Annotated in this window: 14 protein-coding genes; 9 read left to right on the forward strand and 5 right to left on the reverse strand. The window is 72.0% G+C overall.

The features are described 5' to 3' along the window. The first annotated feature begins 188 nt into the window (after nt 1–188). Nucleotides 189–2,462, forward strand: coding sequence for a beta-xylosidase family glycoside hydrolase (locus FB391_RS16970; protein WP_141896268.1), 2,274 nt, complete (start codon nt 189–191; stop codon nt 2,460–2,462). An 82-nt stretch (nt 2,463–2,544) separates the two neighbouring features. On the opposite strand, the gene FB391_RS16975 is transcribed toward FB391_RS16970, so the two are convergent. The 5 genes from FB391_RS16975 to FB391_RS16995 form a co-directional block, all read right to left on the reverse strand. Beyond that, nucleotides 2,545–2,856, reverse strand: a complete 312-nt coding sequence (locus FB391_RS16975) for a hypothetical protein (protein WP_141896269.1) — start codon at nt 2,854–2,856, stop codon at nt 2,545–2,547. A gap of 2 nt (nt 2,857–2,858) precedes the next feature. Further along, complete coding sequence (locus FB391_RS16980; protein WP_246093587.1) at nt 2,859–3,605, reverse strand: EI24 domain-containing protein; 747 nt, start codon at nt 3,603–3,605, stop codon at nt 2,859–2,861. Between the two features lie 108 nt (nt 3,606–3,713). Then, a complete protein-coding gene (locus FB391_RS16985; RefSeq protein WP_141896270.1) occupies nt 3,714–4,145 on the reverse strand; it encodes an SRPBCC family protein in 432 nt (143 codons plus the stop codon). Nucleotides 4,146–4,232: 87 nt separating this feature from the next. Next, nucleotides 4,233–5,480, reverse strand: coding sequence for a low temperature requirement protein A (locus FB391_RS16990; protein WP_141896271.1), 1,248 nt, complete (start codon nt 5,478–5,480; stop codon nt 4,233–4,235). 4 nt (nt 5,481–5,484) lie between these two features. Continuing rightward, nucleotides 5,485–6,372, reverse strand: coding sequence for an SDR family NAD(P)-dependent oxidoreductase (locus FB391_RS16995; protein WP_141896272.1), 888 nt, complete (start codon nt 6,370–6,372; stop codon nt 5,485–5,487). A gap of 335 nt (nt 6,373–6,707) precedes the next feature. Here FB391_RS16995 and FB391_RS19770 point away from each other — a divergent pair, with 335 nt between their 5' ends. The 8 genes from FB391_RS19770 to qcrB all read left to right on the forward strand — a co-directional run bounded on the left by FB391_RS19770 (nt 6,708) and on the right by qcrB (nt 17,006). Beyond that, complete coding sequence (locus tag FB391_RS19770) at nt 6,708–7,142, forward strand: nuclear transport factor 2 family protein (RefSeq protein ID WP_185843146.1); 435 nt, start codon at nt 6,708–6,710, stop codon at nt 7,140–7,142. A 45-nt stretch (nt 7,143–7,187) separates the two neighbouring features. Then, nucleotides 7,188–10,022: a helix-turn-helix transcriptional regulator gene (locus tag FB391_RS17005; RefSeq protein ID WP_141896274.1), complete on the forward strand. Its 2,835-nt coding sequence runs from the start codon at nt 7,188–7,190 to the stop codon at nt 10,020–10,022. 112 nt (nt 10,023–10,134) lie between these two features. Continuing rightward, a complete protein-coding gene (locus tag FB391_RS17010; protein ID WP_141896275.1) occupies nt 10,135–11,868 on the forward strand; it encodes a carboxylesterase/lipase family protein in 1,734 nt (577 codons plus the stop codon). A 269-nt stretch (nt 11,869–12,137) separates the two neighbouring features. Then, nucleotides 12,138–13,001, forward strand: a complete 864-nt coding sequence (locus tag FB391_RS17015; RefSeq protein ID WP_141896276.1) for an alpha/beta fold hydrolase — start codon at nt 12,138–12,140, stop codon at nt 12,999–13,001. 28 nt (nt 13,002–13,029) lie between these two features. Beyond that, the gene (locus FB391_RS17020; protein WP_141896277.1) at nt 13,030–13,980 is read left to right on the forward strand and encodes an alpha/beta fold hydrolase; all 951 of its coding nucleotides are present in this window, start codon (nt 13,030–13,032) and stop codon (nt 13,978–13,980) included. Continuing rightward, entirely contained in the window at nt 13,977–14,750 is a 774-nt protein-coding gene (locus tag FB391_RS17025; RefSeq protein WP_141896278.1) for an alpha/beta fold hydrolase, read from the forward strand. Before FB391_RS17020 ends, FB391_RS17025 begins: the two co-directional genes overlap by 4 nt. Continuing rightward, nucleotides 14,747–15,250 carry a hypothetical protein gene (locus tag FB391_RS17030; protein ID WP_141896279.1) on the forward strand — a complete coding sequence of 168 codons (504 nt, stop codon included), beginning with the start codon at nt 14,747–14,749 and terminating at the stop codon, nt 15,248–15,250. Before FB391_RS17025 ends, FB391_RS17030 begins: the two co-directional genes overlap by 4 nt. 148 nt (nt 15,251–15,398) lie before the next feature. Continuing rightward, complete coding sequence (qcrB, locus tag FB391_RS17035; protein ID WP_484211082.1) at nt 15,399–17,006, forward strand: cytochrome b; 1,608 nt, start codon at nt 15,399–15,401, stop codon at nt 17,004–17,006. Nucleotides 17,007–17,024: the final 18 nt, after the last annotated feature.

The raw sequence follows: 17,024 nt of genomic DNA on the forward strand, positions 1-17,024 counted from the left end.
TCGGATCTGTCGTCGTCACTGATGATGCGCATCATCATGACAGTGATTGTTCGCATAATCAAGCAGAGATTCTTCGCATGGCCTCTTGCAGTTATACGTATCATCAGCAAGCCTGATCGGGTTGACTCGCGCGACGGCGCTCGAGCCCGATCGGGGGCGAGCGTCCGCGCAGGAAGGTAATCGCACGCATGAGATCCTCATCACGACTGCTCGCCGGCGGCGCACTGGTCGCCGTCGCGGGACTGGCCGCTGCAGGCCTGCTCGCCCCCGCGGCGAGCGCGGCCTCACCGAGCCCCGCCTCGATCGCCGCCGCCACCGACGACGGCTACGACCTGCCACGTTTCCGGTCGACGGGCGAGATCGTCGACCCGTTCGACGACACGCTGCCGTGGAACCCCACGCACGAGTTCATCTTCCCGTCGGTGTTCCACGCCGGTGAGTACCTCGCCGAGCCGCTGGCCGAGTGGTACATCTACTACGCGCCGCATGACGCCCCCGGCGGCATCAACCTGATGTACTCCGACGACCTGGACGGGCCGTGGACGCAGTACGAGGGAAGCCCCGTGATCGCGAACGACTGGGCCCCGAACTACAACGTGTCGCACGTCTCGTCGCCGGACGCGGTGTGGAACCCGGCGGACGAGCGCATGTACCTGTTCTTCCACGGTGAGAACACCGTCAGCCGCTATGCGACCTCGACCGACGGCATCCACTTCGACTACGGCGACGCCGTCGTCACCACCGAGGATGTCGAAGCCGCGCAGCCCGGCCGCGATGCGACCGAGACGTCCTACGCGCGGGTGTTCCCGCATCCCGATCCCGCCAGCGGGTACGCCTGGGGCATGTTCTTCATGACCAACTACTCCGACGATCACCGGAGGATCAACCTCGCCGTGTCGAAGGACCTGGTCACCTGGCAGATCGCGGACGCGCCCATCGTCGAGCCCGGCGACGCCGAAGGCGGCAACGTCTCGGCGGCGGACCTGTTCACCTACCACGGGCAGAACTACATCGTCTATCACGGCAGCACGGGGTCGATCCTCGCGCGGCCGATCGCCGACGATCTGCGGACGACCGGTGCGGCGCAGCCGCTCTTCATCCCCGACCCGGCGCCGCCGGCGAACGGGCGGGCGGCGTCCGCGCAGTTCGTGGAGGAGGACGGCCTGCTCCACATGTTCTACGAGTACGGCGACCGTTCGCACACCACGATCGGCCACGCGATCGAGGACCCGACGGCCCCGCTCGACCCGGTGAACACCCATCCCGAAGACCCGGTGTGGGAGTCCTGCAGAGGGGCCGGCTCGGACGAGTTCGAAGGCACGGCGCTCGACACCGCCCTGTGGTCGGCGGGGGTGCGCATGGCCGACTCGCGTCACGTCATCGCCGACGGCGCGCTGACACTCCCCACCTACGTCGGAAACTCGACCTCGGCGCCGCTGATCCTTCAGCCGATGCCCGAAGGTGATGCGTGGGAGGTCACGACGAAGCTCGCCATCACTCCGGAGATCAACTTCCAGCAGGCCGGCCTGATCGCACGTCGCGACGACGCCAACTCGCTCCGCGTGGATCTGGCGAAGGCCAGCAACGGGGTGCGGATCGACTTCGTCTACCGCAAGAACGGGACGGACCGGATCGCGTCGCTCACCGACTACGAGATGGCGCCTTCCGATCTCGGCGACACCATCTGGCTGCGCATGACCCGCGTCGGGGACTGGATCACCGCTGCGTACAGCGTCGACGGAGTCACGTTCCGGACGGCGGGGCGTGCCGCACCGGCAGGCGAGCTCGGCGCGACCGCCATCGGCCCGTTCGCGTACCGCGGCACGGCCACGACACCCGAGATCCCGGCGACGTTCGACTGGGTGCGGTTCGCGCCGAGCCCCGAAGAACTGGCGGCGTGCAACGCCGACAGGACCGGACCGGAGGTCAGCGTCAAGGACGAAGCGGAGTTCACCGTCGGCGCCGACGGGACCTACTCGCGCGTGTCGTTCAAGCTCCATGACGTGGACGGCAAGGTCGACCGGCTCACCCTCAATGGCGTCGAGAAGGATCTCGTCGACGACGCCTGGTCCGACCTCAACGGTGTCGTGCCGGGTGCCTTCGGCGCCGTCGAAGGCACGAACACCCTCGTGGTGTTCGACGACGCAGGCAACGCGACGACCGTCACGTTCGTCCTCGACACCACCGCTCCGACGGTCGTGGTCAAGGAGGGCACGGGGCTGACCGATGCGGTCAACGCCAAGAAGGACAAGTACCGCCTGGTCTCGTTCGCGCTGTCGGACGACGGTGGCATCGATCGCGTCGAGGTGAACGGCGTCGTGACCGACATGGTCGGCGCCGCGGTGTCGGACCTCGACCGCGTGAAGGTCGGCACCTTCGGCGCGGTGAAGGGCGCCAACACCCTGACGGTGTACGACGTCGCGGGCAATGCGACGAGTTACGCCTTCATCCTGAAGCGGTAGCACCAGGACTCGTGCCGGCCGGGCCTCGTCGTCCGGTCGGCACGGGTCGTCGGGCTCGCGAGCGCGGCGGACCGGGTGCCCGTCAGCCCGGAGCCGTGAACGAGACCGGCTTGCCGGCGGCCTGGGCGTACGCGATCTCGCGGGCCGTGGACTCACCGATGTAACCGCCGGGATTGACGACCAGCACCCGATCGGCCAGGTCGATCTTGCGCAGGTGCAGGGCGTCCAGCGCGGCCTTCTGCTCGTCGGTGATCGGCTCGCCGGTGGCATGGCCGAAGACGCCCGGCGCGAGGACGATGATGCCGGCGAAGGTGAGCACGCGGTTGACCTCGCGCATCTCGTCGGCGAAGCGCGTGGAGCCGCAGATGCAGACGATCTCGGGTCTGTCCGCCACGGTCACTGCGTCTCTCGGACCGGGCTCGGATCGAGCAGGGAACGGGCCAGCAGCGTCGACCCGGCGACCGCGGCGGGCATCGAGGCGACGGCGCCGAGCGGGACGAGGAAGCACAGCTGCGTCGCGACGCCGAAGCCGAGCACCCGGGCCCGGTGGCCGCGTCGGAGGGCCCGGCGCGCCGTCGCGTCGAGCCCGCGTGCGCTGAGGGCGCGCGAACTCAGTTCGTCGGCGACGACCCATCCCGTGAGGGTCACGCCGACGACCGCGCTCACCACACCGCCGACGACCGGGATGAAGCCGAGCACGAGCGCGAGCAGCGCGATCAGGATGCCGCGCCCGAACAGCGAGAGCGCATCGCCGACCGACCGCCAGAATCCGTACGCGGCGTCGAGCCTGTCGTCGCCGTGGTCGGCTTCCACCGCGCGCCAGGTGCGCTCATAGAACGGCTCGCCGATCAGCAGCGTCAGGGCGGTGAACGAGATCGCGACGAGCACGAGCGCCGCGCCGACGAGCGCCGTGCCGATCGTGATGCGGATGACGGTCGCCCACACCGAGGGCCAGCCGTCGGCGAACGGCGTGAGCGCGTCCGTCAGTCCCGGGAGGAACGCGGCGAGCGTGATCAGACCGCCGAGCAGCACCAGCGCCACGATGACCGCGGGCACGAGCCCGAGCAGCATCAGCCCGGGGCGCCGTCGCCAGTACGCGAAGCCCCGGGCCAGCATCCCCGCCCCTCGAAAGAACTCGCGCATCGGACAAGGGTACGAAACCGTCGCGCCGGATGGGAATCGCCCTCGTCCGCGTGAAGGAGTGCGGGTGGATGCCGGCGGCCGGGCGACGCCGGAAGAGGCGTGGTCTGCTCACACCGCGGCGTGCAGCGGCACCGCGAACGCCTTGCGCAGGGAACCCGGCGCGACGAGGGGGAGCAGCAGCGCGAGCAGCTTGCCCTTGACGGTTCGGGGGTGGCGGGTGAGCTCGACGTCGACGCGCGCACCCGTGCCCTCCGGCGTGACCTGGAAGACCCACCCGCCACCGGGGCCGAACACCTTGGAGTCGAGCGTGGTGATGTCGACGCGTCCGCGCGCGGCATCCCATTCGTAGCGGGCGTGTTCCCACGCGGCCGCCGTGCCCTCGGTCACGACGGCCCAGTTGTCGCCGAGGGCGTCGACTTCGAAGTGGTCGGCATCGATCGTGGGCCACTGGTCGGGACGCGACGGGCTGAAGTCCGTGAGCACCGCCATGACTTCGGGGGCGCTGAGGGTGGACTGCAGGTGGAAGCGGATGACGGGCATGGGATGCGTCCTTTCGTCGGTATGAGCGCGACGATCGCGCTCACCTCGACGGTCTCGCGATCGGGGTGCGCAGCGCGCCCGTGGCTCCTACTGGTCGGCCGCCGGGCAGTGCCGCACCGGCGTCTCCCCGGAACCCGGGGCGTGGCGTCCGACGACGGTCGCCGCCGTCGCGGTGATCGCCGCGACGACGAGCGGGAAGACCCATGCGGGGTACCACGCGGACGAGACGACGGCGACGGCGACCAGTCCGGCGCCGACCAGGGACGCCCAGCACCGGTCGCGAAGCAGGATCCACCGGAAGATCTCGAGCCCCACGAGGTACAGGACGATCCCCGCTCCGAGCGCTGCGACGGCGAGGCGGCTCGCGGGTTCGCCGGGGTCGGCGACCACGTCGTCGAGCAGGAGCGTGCTGCCGATGGCGACGAGCACCACGCCGGCCACGAGTGGGAAGTGGCCGAACGTGTAGCCGTCGCGCGCGAGCGACGGCCGCGCCGCGTGGTCCGCGTGCTCCAGCGCGCGGGCGGCCTCCGCCGACAGCCGCCCGAAGAACGCCCACCAGAGGCTCGCCGTGATCAGGAATCCCACCAGCACGACTCCGAGCGCGGACGGGTTCGACGACCACGGGTCGACGCGGGCTCCGGAGGCCAGGACGGTCTCGCCGAGCGCGATGATCAGCACGAGGTCGTGACGCTCCGTGAAGTGCCGCGGGCTGCCCACCCGCCACCCGCGGTACCGCGCGGCCGAGCGACCGCCCGCGAAGTCGACGACGAGCGCCGCCGCCCACAGTCCCGCCTGCCATGTGCCGCCGAGAACCGCCCCGGCGACCAGCAGGCCGATCGACACGGTCTGAGGCGCGAGGTCGAGGATCAGCTGACGTCGCAGGCGAGGCCGGCCCCACGCGGCCGCCGCGAGCAGGATGACGTAGCATCCGCGGACGACGGCGAAGGCGACAGCCAGCACGAGCGCCGGATTCGCGCCGTCGGGATGCCGCGTCCACGCCTCAGGGATGACGAGGCCGACCACGAACACGCCTGCCATCGCGACCAGCATCCCGACGCGCACGAAGCCGCGATCCAGCCTCACCTGATTCCCGAGCCAGATGAACGCGCACCATGCCCACCACAGCAGAGCGAGCAGGATCGTCGCCCGCAGCAGGGACGCCGGCTCGGGGTCCGCCTCCACCAGCGCGACCACCCGGGTCAGGGCGAAGACGAACACCAGGTCGAAGAAGATCTCGAACAAGGTCGTGCGATCGCGGTCGCGCGTCGCGACCGCGGACCGGGCACGGGGTGCCGGGTCCGGCGCAGCGGCATCCGCCCGGAGAAGCGGTCTCATCGCATCATCGCTCCGCCCCGGATGCCGTCGGCAGCGGGAAGTCGGCGGAGCGGCTCACGTCCGCCCACGCGATCGCCTCTTCGACGCGTGCCCGGTCGTTCTCGATGATCATGTCGACCGCCGCGGAGCCGAGAGGGAGCCGCAGCGGCAGCTGCGCGCGATCGGGCAACGTGACCAGAAGCCGCGCCGCTCGGACGGGGTCGCCCGGCTGGCTCCCCTGGGTCGCACGCCGGAAGTCGTGCAGGGCTCCCACCGTCGCCGCGTAGTCCGACCCGACGGTCGACATGGTCATCGAGCTGCCCTGCCAGTCCGTCCGGAACGCGCCGGGTTCGACGATCACCACGCGGATGCCCAGCGGGGCCACCTCGCGGGCCAGGACCTCGGAGAAGCCCTCGACCGCGAACTTCGCCGCCTGGTACGCGCCCATGCCCGGCGTGCCGCCGACCCGGCCGCCCACCGACGAGAACTGCAGGAAGAGCCCGGAGCGCCGGCGGCGCATAACCGGCAGCGCCGCCCGCGTCACGTTGACCACGCCGAACAGGTTGGTTTCGACCTGAGCGCGGAAGTCCGCCTCCGCCATCTCTTCGATCGGGGCACTGTCGGCATAGCCGGCGTTGTTGACGACGACGTCGAGGCGGCCGAACCGCTCGACGGTCGCGGCGACCGCCGCCGTGGCGGCACCGGGGTCGGTCACATCCAGCGTCCGGGTGAGGATCCGCTCCGGTCCATGCTGCTCGGCGAGCTCATCGAGGGCTCCCGCCGATCGCGCCGTCGCCACGACCGCGTCGCCGCGCTCGAGGGCGGCCTCGACGATCGCCCGGCCGAAGCCGCGTGTGCTTCCCGTGACCAGCCACACCCGGCTCGCCTGCTGGTGCTCGGTGTTCGCGGGCATGCCCGCTCCTTTCATCCGGGCGTCCGTCCCGATGACGGCCGCATCCGTCGTCGATGCTCGTCGCACGGGTGCGGTCGTCGCGCCCGGCGTTGTCCCGGGTCGGCCCCCGAGTCGACGGCACCCGGGGGTCGGCCAGGGGGTTACACCGGTGCGCGAGCACCGGGCGTCGACGAGGCTCGGAACAGCGGCGGCACCATGCCGCCTGCGCACCGGCGGACACCAGAGGAGCATCCGATGAACAACCAGACCGAGCGACCCGGCACCGAGGAGGCGGCCTCGGTCGCGACCGCGACACGCTCCGCCGTCCAGGTCGCGCCCGGTCGGGACCTCGCCGAGTGACCGCGCCCTCGCCCCTTGACCGGCTGCTGGCGATCGAGCAGCTCCGAGACCTGCAGGCGCGTCTGTGCCGGCTCGCGTCGGCGCGGGACTGGCCTGCCGTCGAGGAGCTGTTCCTGCCCGACGGCCGGTTCCGCGCGTTCGGCGCGGACGGAGCACTCACGTGCTTCGCCGACGGACCCGGCATCGGCCAGGCCATCGACCGCGCGCTCGGGGCGGGGACGCTCATCGTCCGCGCGTTCGGCGAGGAGTTCGACGTGCTCTCGGACTCGCGAGCCGAGGCCCGCAGCTCCGTCGAGGACCTACTGTTCGTCGGCGACCGTGAACGCGTGCTCCATGGCTTCGGCTGGCTGAGCGTCGCCTACCGCCGCGACGGCGGCCACTGGCGGATCCGATCGGCGGAGTTCACGAGGATCGCCCGTGAACAGCGGTGACCGGCCGTGCGCGAGAGCGCTCTCAGGCCAGTATGCTGACCGAACATGGCGCCCCCTGGACCCGCACCGTCGCTGATCGGTCGTCGCCGCGAACGCGAGCGGCTGGATCGGCTCGTCTCCAGCCTTCGCGGCGGCGAGAGCCGATCCCTCGTGATCCGGTCCGAGGCCGGCCTCGGCAAGTCCGAGCTGCTCGACTACCTCGCCGATCAGGCGACGGGATGCCGCGTGCTGCGCGCCGTCGGGGTCGAGTCCGAGATGGAGCTCCCGCTGTCGGGGCTCCAGCAGCTGTGCGCTCCGATCCTCGACGGGCTGGACGCGCTGCCCGAACCGCAGGCGGTCGCCCTCGGAGTGGCGTTCGGCCAGCGCACCGGGCCCGCGCCGGACCGGTTCCTCGTGGGCCTCGCGGCCCTCAGCCTGCTCAGCCATGCCGCCGAGGCCCAGCCGCTGCTGTGTCTCGTCGACGACGCCCAATGGCTGGATCAGGCGTCGGCGCAGGTGCTGGCCTTCGTCGCACGGCGACTGGTCGCCGAGTCGGTCGGACTGGTGCTCGCCGTGCGCGAGCCCGTCGACGAGCGGTTCGCGGCGATCGACGACCTCACGGTGAGCCCGCTGGACGACGACGACGCGCGTGCGCTGCTGGCCACGGTCATGCCCGGTCCGGTCGACCCGGCCGTGCGGGACCGGATCATCGCCGAGGCGCACGGCAACCCGCTCGCGCTCGTCGAGCTGCACCGCGGCGCCGACGCGCTGGACTTCGGCGGAGTCGCGAGCGCGGTGGGCCGCAACGGCGTCGCCGGGCGGATCGAAGCATCGTTCCGGCACCGTGTGGAGGCGCTGCCTTCCGAGACGCGGCGCATCCTGCTGATCACCGCCCTGGAGCCGGTCGGGGATCCCGTCCTGGTGCTGGGGGCCGCGGAGCGCCTCGGGCTCGACGCCTCGGCGTTCACCCCCGCCGTCGAGGACGAGCTGGTCGAGGTCGGCGCGAAGGTGCGGTTCCGGCATCCACTCGTGCGATCGGCGGTCGTCACCGCCCAGTCCGCGGCCGACCGGCGTGCCGCCCACCTGGCGCTGGCTGCTGCGACGGACCCCGACACCGACCCGGATCGCCGGGCGTGGCACCTCGCCGAGGGATCGATCGGGCTCGACGAGGACGTCGCGGCCGAGCTGGTGGCGTCCGCGGTGCGCGCGCGACTGCGGGGCGGCCTCGTCGCGGCCGCGATGTTCCACGCACGCGGGGCGTCGCTGACCCCCGACGCGCAGATGCGCTCCCGCCGAGCCTTGATGGCCGCGGAGGACACGTTCCGCGCGGGCGGCATGCAGCAGGCGCTGCGCCTGCTCGACGGGGCCGAGCCCGAGCTGCTCGACGAGCATCAGCGCGCCCGCATCGATCTGGTGCGCGGTCAGGTCCTGTTCTATGTCGCCCCGGGCCGGAACGCCGCCGGAGCGCTCCTCGAGGCGGCGCGCCGGCTCGAGCAGCACGACAGCGATGCGGCGCTCGCGACCTATGCGAACGCCTACATCGCTGCGGTGCTGGTCGGCTCGCGCGCGCACGGCGTCGGCCTCGCCGAGGTCGCGCGCGGCATCCTCGCAGCGCGCCCGGTCGAGCCGCTCAACGCGGGGGCACGCGCTGCGGCCGCGGCCCTGGAGGGGCTGGCCGTGCTCGCCATCGACGGCTACGGCGCTGCGGCGCCACGCCTGCGCGAGGCCCTCGATGCGCTGCGGGCGCTGGATCGCAGCCCGATCGCGGATCCGCCGGCCGCCCGCGACCCCCGGCGCGGCCTGGGCGGCGACATCGGCGACGAGATCGGCGCGCTGCGCTGGCTGCCGCTGGCCTGCCTGGTCTCGCGGGTGCTGCTCGACGACGACGCGTACACGCAGCTCGCCGAGGAGTTCGTGGGAGCCTGTCGCCGCGAAGGCGCACTGTCGTCGCTGCTGATGGCCATGGCCGAGTGGTACCCGCTCCAGCTCATGAGCGGCAACATCGCCCACGCGGAAGAGCAGTACGCTGCCGTCCGCGACGTCATCACCGCGCGGGACTTCCCGGAGCTGCCCGACCGCGAAGGCTGGTTCGCGGCATATCGCGGGGATGCCGTCGCGATGGGTCAATCGCGGGCACTGGTGCAGGCGCGTGGCGCGCAAGGCGAGGGCCAGTGGCTCCTTTCGAACGCCCTGCAGGAGGGGGTCCTGCAGAACTCGACCGGCCGCTACGCCGAGGCGCTCGCGGCGACGTCGGCGGCCGATGGCCATCCGTTCGACATCGGCCTGGCGGCATGGGTGCTTCCCGAGCATGTCGAGGCCGCCGCTCGCGCCGGCGAGCCCGATGAGGCCCGTCGGTCCCTCGCACGGCTGCACGAGATCGCCGAGGCGACGGGCACCGACTGGGCGCGTGGGCTCGCGTCCCGGTCGGCTGCGCTGGTGGCCGATGACCGCGACGCCGAAGCGCTGTACCTCGCGGCGATCAGCGAGCTCGGCCGCACCCGGATCACGACCGCGACCGCGCGCGCCCACCTGCTGTACGGCGAGTGGCTGCGTCGCCAGAACCGTCGTGTCGAAGCCCGGGAGGCACTGCGGCGAGCGCACGACCTCTTTACACGGATGGGCGCGCACGCCTTCGCCGACCGCGCCGCCCGTGAGCTCGGAGCGACCGGAGAGGTCGTGCACCGCGGCGCCGACGGCCCGGTCGACGAGCTCACCGCGCAGGAGCGGCAGATCGCGCGGCTGGCGGCCGGCGGCAACACGAACCCCGAGATCGGCGCGCAGCTGTTCCTCAGCCCCCGGACCGTCGAGTGGCACCTTCGCAAGGTGTTCACCAAGCTCGGCGTGACGTCGAGACGTCAACTGGCACGCGCGTTGCGCGAGCCGTCGGCGTCGGTCGGCTAGCTCGCCCCCGTCATCGGCCCGTAGGTCCCGGGTGCGGCCAGGGGCCTCCCGGGCCCGGCCCCCGGCAGCACCACCGGCGCGCGAGCGCGGCGGGATCGGCGACGGTGGCTGCATGAACAACAACACCCCACGGCTCCCCGCCGCGTCGGTGTCGGCGGCCTCCGCCGGCACCGGGCGGGACGGCGCCGGCAGCCACCCCCTCCGCACCCTCTCCGTCCGCGTCCTGGCGGTGCTCGCCGCCTTCCTGGTCCTCGCGGCCTGCTGGGGGTCGCTCGCTCCGGCGGCGAGCGCCGCAGAGCTCAGTAGGACGGCATCCACCGGCTCCTCGTCGCCGGCGGCGACGCTGGTCACCGTCGACAGCGGCGCACTGCAGGGCGTCGCGACGGCGAGCGGCGTCGAGTTCCGCGGCGTTCCCTACGCCGCGGCGCCGGTCGGCGACCTGCGCTGGCGAGCGCCGCAGCCCGTGGCCGCCTGGACCGGCGTCCGCGACGCCACCGTGTACTCGCCGGTGTGCCCCCAGGCACCGCCGAGCCCGAACGGGTCGAGCGAGGACTGCCTGTACCTCAACGTGACCGTCCCCGCGGCGGCCGCCTCAGCACGCGGGTCGCACGATCTGCCGGTCATCGTCTGGATCCACGGCGGCGGCTTCGAGATCGGCGAGGGCGCGGACTACGAGGCGTCGGATCTCGCATCGAAGGGCGCCATCGTCGTCACCATCAACTACCGCCTCGGTCTGCTCGGGTTCCTGTCGCACCCGGCGCTCGCTGACGGCAACGGCGCCTCGGGCAACTACGGCCTCATGGACCAGCAGGCAGCCCTCCGGTGGGTGCAGCACAACATCGGACGCTTCGGCGGGGATGCCGGGCGTGTGACCATCGCCGGGCAGTCGGCCGGCGGCCTCTCGGTCGAGATGCAGCTGGCGTCGCCCGGTGCGAAGGGGCTGTTCCAGGCCGCGGTGATCCAGAGCGGCGCGTTCGCTCCGATCCAGAAGTCGCTCGCCCAGGCAGAGACCGAGGGACGCGCCGCCGCGGCGGCCGTCGGCTGCGCCGACCAGACGGCCGAATGCCTGCGCCAGGTGCCGGTCGACGCGCTCGTCGCGAACCAGCCGCTGTCACTCACCCCGGGCGTGGTGGACGGCACGGTCCTGAAGAGCTCGGTGGGCGTCGCGATCGCCACCGGCCGCTTCAACCGCGTGCCGATCATCAACGGCGTGAACACGCAGGAGGAGCGCATCTTCGTGCCTCTCGGCGTCAGCGTCACCAAGGGCGCCACGGTGATCGGCCCGGGACCCGTGGATGCCGGCAACTACGAGGCGGCGATCGCCTCGAGCCTCGGCGTGGGTGAGCGGACCGCGGCCCGGATCGCCGCGGCGTATCCGCTGTCGGCGTATGCGACCCCCGAGCACGCGTTCACCGTGCTCAACTCCGACGCCAACTTCTCGTGCCCGGCATTCGCGCTCGACGCGGCCGCCGCGGCCTGGGTGCCGACGTATGCGTACGAGTTCAACGACGCCCAGGCGCCGCAGCTGTACGTGCCCGACTCGCTGGGAGCGCCCGCCGCAGCGACGCATCAGTCCGAGCTCGCCTACCTGTTCGGCCAGCCCAACGCGCCGCTCCCCGGCTCGCTGACGGCCGACCAGCAGCAGCTCGCGTCGACCATGCAGCAGGCCTGGGTGCAGTTCGCCGCGTCCGGCTCGCCGTCGACGAAGGATGCCGCCTGGCCGCGGTTCGACCTGCGCACCCAGGTGCTCTCGCTCGATGACCCGGCACCGGCCGTCGAGCGCGGCTTCGCGCTGGATCACAAGTGCGCCCTGTGGGCAGGAGTCGCGCTCTTCGGCTCGCGCTGATCCGTCCGCGTCGCCTCTCCATCGGATGCCGGTCCCTCCTGGGGCCGGCATCCGTGCGTGCAGGGCGCATCCGGGGGCGTCGGTGACGTGCGGCCACGGGCCGCGCCCCAGTGCCCCGGTGCCCTCACCCGGGGGTCGGCCCGGTAGGGGGAACCGGCGCCGCGCGAAGCGCTTCGGTGGGATCGTCGAAGCACGTCGCGGCGATCCCGCCCGACGTCACAGAACGAGTGGCCCGGCGGTCATTCGCTCATGACAGACAAGGAGCATCCATGTCCATCCAGGACGTCATGACCACCGGCATCTACACCGACCGGGTCTCGGTCGAAGGCGACGAGCTCGTCTTCGACGTGCGCGGCACGGGTGCGCCCATCATCCTGCTGCCGGGCACTCCTGGCGACGCCTCCGCGTACGGGCTGATCGCCGACCCCCTCGCCGCCGACCACACGGTGATCACGTACGACCCGCGCGGGTTCGGACGCAGCACCGGCAACGCGCCGCGGCAGTACGAGATCGGTCAGCAGGCACGGGATGTCCGCGCGGTGCTGCGCGCAGCGGGCGTCGGCCGTGCTCTCGTGTTCGGCAACAGCGCGGGCGCCCTGGTGGGGCTCGAACTCGCGAAGCACCACCCCGAGCTCATCGACGGCTTCGTCGCCCACGAGCCGCCCGTGATCCGCGTGCTCCCCGACGCGGACGACTTCCGCGCGGCGATCGCCGGCATCTACCGCACCGCGTGGACCGAAGGCGCCAAGCCCGCGTTCTTCGACTTCCTCGCACTGACGCAGCTCCCGTTCAATGCGGGCAAGCCGTTCAGTCAGGCCGAGGTCGACGCGCTGCGCCCGAACCTGGACGCGTTGCCGGGCCTGGACTTCGCGGACTTCTACGTGAAGGAGCAGATGCTCCCGCTGACGAACTACGCCCCCGCTCTCGCGGCGATCAAAGCCAACGGGGTCAAGGTCGTGGCAGGCGCCGGCGAACTGAGCCTCGGGCTGCCCTTCGGCCGCACCTCACGCCGCGTCGCCGACGAACTGGGCGTGCCGTTCGTCACCTTCCCCGGCCACCACGGCTCGCACACCGACCCGGCGACCGCCGACGCGTGGCTCGCCGTCCTGCGCGAGGCGCTGGCCGCGCTCTGATCCGGAACCACGAACGAAAGGAATCAGGATGTCTCAGACACTCCCCTCGACCGTGAGCGATGCGGCGACCGCCGACCCGTTCGCGAGCCTGCACCACATCGACGCCGGCGAGCTGAACGTCGCGTACGTCGACGAAGGACCCCGCGACGGCACGGTCGTCCTGCTGCTGCACGGCTGGCCCTACGACATCCGCAGCTTCGTCGAGGTCGTTCCCCGACTGGTCGACGCCGGTCACCGGGTCGTCGTGCCGTACCTGCGTGGCCACGGCGAGACCGTCTTCCGGTCGTCCGAGACGCTGCGCAACGCGCAGCAGTCGGCGCTGGCGGATGACGCACTCGCGCTGCTGGACGCGCTCGGCGTCGATCGTGCGATCGTCGCCGGTTTCGACTGGGGCGCCCGCACGGCCGACATCGTGGCAGCCCTCCATCCCGAGCGCACCCTCGGGCTGGTCTCGGTGAGCGGCTACCTCATCGGCAGCCAGGCTGCCGGGGCGGCGCCGCTTCCGCCTGCTGCCGAGCTGCAGTGGTGGTACCAGTATTACTTCGCGACCGAGCGGGGGCGGGAAGGCTACGACCGGTACCGCCGCGACTTCGCGAAGCTGATCTGGCGCCTCGCGTCTCCGCAGTGGGCCTTCGACGACGACGTGTTCGCCGCGAGCGCCGTCGCGTTCGACAACCCCGACCACGTCGACATCGTGATCCACAACTACCGTTGGCGCCTCGGGCTCGCCGAGGGAGATCCGCGACTCGATGCGACCGAGGCGCTGCTCGCGCACGCTCCGTCGATCGACGTGCCGACCATCACGCTCGAGGGGGATGCGAACGGGGCACCGCATCCGGATGCCTCGGCCTACGCGCCGAAGTTCTCCGGACGCTACGAGCACCGCGTGGTCGCCGGGGGCATCGGACACAACCTTCCCCAGGAGGCGCCGGATGCCTTCGCCCGGGCGATCCTCGACGTGGGGCGGTGGGCCCGATGACCGGCAACAGCGAGGTCACCTCGCCCGTCGTCGTGCTGGTTCATGGCGCCTTCGCCGAGTCCGCCTCGTGGAACGGCGTCCTGTCGCGACTGCGCGGGCGCGGCATCGACGCGCGGGCGGTCGCCAACCCGCTCCGGTCGCTCGCCGGCGATGCCGCCTATGTGCGCGATGTCGTCGCGTCGCTCGGGCGCCCGGTCCTGCTCGTGGGCCACTCGTACGGCGGGATGGTCATCACCGAGGCGGCGGCGGGCAACGACGCGGTCGTGGGGCTCGTCTACGTGTCGGCGTTCGTCCCCGCGACGGGGCAGAGCGCGCTGGAGCTCTCGAACAGCGAGCCAGGCAGCACCCTGGGCGACGCGCTCACGTCGTACCCCCTCGCCACGGGCGGCGACGAGTTCGCGATCCGCCTCGACGCCTTCCCGGCCCAGTTCGCCGCCGACGTGCCCGAGGCCGAGGCGCGTCTGATGGCGGCGACGCAGCGTCCCGTCACCGAGGCAGCGCTGACCGCGGGCCTCGTCGCCGACGAGCCGGGATGGGCTCGGGTGCCCTCTTGGCACGTGTTCGGCAGCGCCGACCGGAACATCCCACCGGCGGTCCTGCGAGCCGGCGCTGCACGCGCCGTCGCACGGGGAACCGTCGAACTGCCGGGTGCCTCGCACGCCGTGGCCGTATCCCACCCGGATGCCGTGGCCGCCGTCGTGCTGGACGCGGTAGCGGGCGTGACGGGCGGGGAGCTCGACGATCCCGACCGAGGGGAGCCGACGCCGTGAGCGCCGTGACGGGGCACGACGGACCGTCCCGGCACGACCGCCGGGCGGCGGCGGACTACGAGCGGGCGCACGTCGCGCAGGGGGCGCAGCTCACGCCGATCACGGCCGAAGAGGTCGAATGGTTCGATCGCCTCACGCCGTCGCAGCTCGACGTGCTCTACCAGCACCTGGTCGAGGCCACGGCCCCGGCGGTGGGCCGCGCGAGGACTCCCCACGCGGAGGCCGCCGACCCCGAGGCCGGCCCGCCGAGCGGCACACCCGTCCGGCGCACGCTCGGCGAGCGCGTCCTGGATGTCGTCGGACGGATCGTCGACGCGCTGGCGGCGGGCTCCGTGGCGGGTGCGGTGGCCGCCGGACTGGTCACCGCGGCGCCGACGCCCTACGCAGAGGACCGGGTGATCTACCCCTTCTTCTGGTGGTACGGCTACTGGGCCGGCACGACGCAGGCCTGGGAGGACCCGAGGTACTCGCGGAAGGACTCGGACGAACCCCCGTCCTGACATCCACCAGGCGACCGCGGCGCGGGGGAACGGACCGGCTGTACCGGTGCGTTCCCCCGCGCCGCGGCTCGTCCACCCGAGTTCCGGGCCCGTCACACGCGGGCGGTCTGCGGTGTCGTATGTGTGAAGCCATACGAGGAGGCCGGACGTGCGAGGCATCGCGAGTCGGAACAGACACTCTCGGAAGAGGGAACCGCGCCACCGCCGTTCGCTCACCGACCGGCTGAGCGAAGGCCTCGCCGGCACCCGGGTGCTCGGGCGGCGGATCGGCGATGTGTGGCAGCAGATGCGCGGGCGAGCCGTGCCTCGTCACTGGACCAACCTGTTCGGGGTCGTCACCGTCGCGTCATTCGTGGTCGTGATGATGACCGGCATCGCCCTGATGTTCGTCTACACGCCGTCGAGCGAGACGATCAGCTATACGGGGGCATACGCGCCGTTGCACGGTGCCGCGGTCTCACGGGCATTCGCCTCGACCATGCACATCACGTTCGAGGTTCCCGGCGGCAGGCTGCTGCGTCAGGCGCACCACTGGTCCGCGCTGATGCTGCCGGCTTCGATCGTGGTGCAGCTCGTGGTGGCCTTCTTCACCGGCGGCTACCGGCGACCGCGCCGGGCGATGTGGGTCCTGCTGGTCCTCGCTTTCCTGGCAGCCGTCGCCTCGGGCTGGAGCGGCTACGCGCTTCCTGACGACATGCTGTCGGGCACGGGTCTTCGCATCGTGGAAGGCATCGTCCTCGGCATCCCCGTCGTCGGCACCTGGCTCGCCTCCGCGCTCTTCGGCGGCGCGTTCCCGGGACGGATCATCGAGAACCTGTACCCGCTCCACATCGTCGTGTTCCCCGCGGCTCTCGTCGCATTCCTCACCCTGCGGGCCGTCGCGGCATGGCGCCACGGCCCGCTGCAGTTCCCCGGGCAGGGTCGCGCCGCGGATCGCGTCGTCGGCGCGCTGCTCGTCCCCACGGCCGCGGTGCGTGCCGGCGGGCTGTTCGCCGTCGTCACAGGACTGCTGATGCTCGTCTCGGCGACCGTCACCGTGAGCCCGATCTGGCTGTACGGCCCTTCCGACCCGGCGAACGCCGGCGCCGGAAGCCAGCCGGACTGGTACACCGGCTTCCTCGACGGCGCCCTGCGTCTGGTGCCGCCGGGGTGGGAGCTTCAATGGCTCGGCCGCACCTGGACGCTTGCGGTGCTCGCACCACTCGCCGTCGTGGGCGCGTTCTTCGCCTTGCTCACCCTGTACCCCTACATCGAAGAGCGGCTCACCGGCGACCGGCGTGACCATGACCTCCTGGACCGCCCGCGCGCCGCACCGGGACGGACCGGCGTGGGAGTCGCCGGGCTCCTCTTCGTGGGCGTGCTGTGGGCGGCCGGAGGTGCCGACATCCTCGCGACGACGTTCTCGGTGAGCATCGAGCACGTCATCCTGACGCTGCAGGCGGCGCTCGTCGTCGGACCGGTCGTCGGGTTCAGCGTGGCGCGCCGGGTCGCCCTCGGCCTGCAGCAGAAGGACCGGATGCTGCTGGAGCACGGGTACGAGACAGGACGCATCCTCCGCCTTCCTGGCGGGGAGTACGTCGAGGTGCATCGGCCGCTCGACGAACCCGAACGGGCGCGGATCGCGCTGCCGCCGGCGTCGGGTGCTCGCCGCATCGACGCTCGCACGGTGGACGGCAGGAAGCGGAAAGACGTTCTCGTCGGTGCGGGCACCGGCGAACGGGGATCAGTGCCCGCCGGCCCGGTCAGTCCGCGATGATCCCCCGGCGCGACGGGA

It is taken from the genome of Microbacterium kyungheense (assembly GCF_006783905.1).
GTDB lineage: Bacteria > Actinomycetota > Actinomycetes > Actinomycetales > Microbacteriaceae > Microbacterium > Microbacterium kyungheense.

Coding starts and splice junctions, on each gene's coding strand:
- FB391_RS17010 (WP_141896275.1), top strand. CDS start 10,135: ATGAACAACAACACCCCACGGCTCCCCGCCGCGTCGGTGTCGGCGGCC.
- FB391_RS16995 (WP_141896272.1), bottom strand. CDS start 6,372: ATGCCCGCGAACACCGAGCACCAGCAGGCGAGCCGGGTGTGGCTGGTC.
- FB391_RS17015 (WP_141896276.1), top strand. CDS start 12,138: ATGTCCATCCAGGACGTCATGACCACCGGCATCTACACCGACCGGGTC.
- FB391_RS17005 (WP_141896274.1), top strand. CDS start 7,188: ATGGCGCCCCCTGGACCCGCACCGTCGCTGATCGGTCGTCGCCGCGAA.
- FB391_RS17025 (WP_141896278.1), top strand. CDS start 13,977: ATGACCGGCAACAGCGAGGTCACCTCGCCCGTCGTCGTGCTGGTTCAT.
- FB391_RS16980 (WP_246093587.1), bottom strand. CDS start 3,605: ATGCGCGAGTTCTTTCGAGGGGCGGGGATGCTGGCCCGGGGCTTCGCG.
- FB391_RS16970 (WP_141896268.1), top strand. CDS start 189: ATGAGATCCTCATCACGACTGCTCGCCGGCGGCGCACTGGTCGCCGTC.
- FB391_RS16990 (WP_141896271.1), bottom strand. CDS start 5,480: ATGAGACCGCTTCTCCGGGCGGATGCCGCTGCGCCGGACCCGGCACCC.
- FB391_RS16985 (WP_141896270.1), bottom strand. CDS start 4,145: ATGCCCGTCATCCGCTTCCACCTGCAGTCCACCCTCAGCGCCCCCGAA.
- FB391_RS17020 (WP_141896277.1), top strand. CDS start 13,030: ATGTCTCAGACACTCCCCTCGACCGTGAGCGATGCGGCGACCGCCGAC.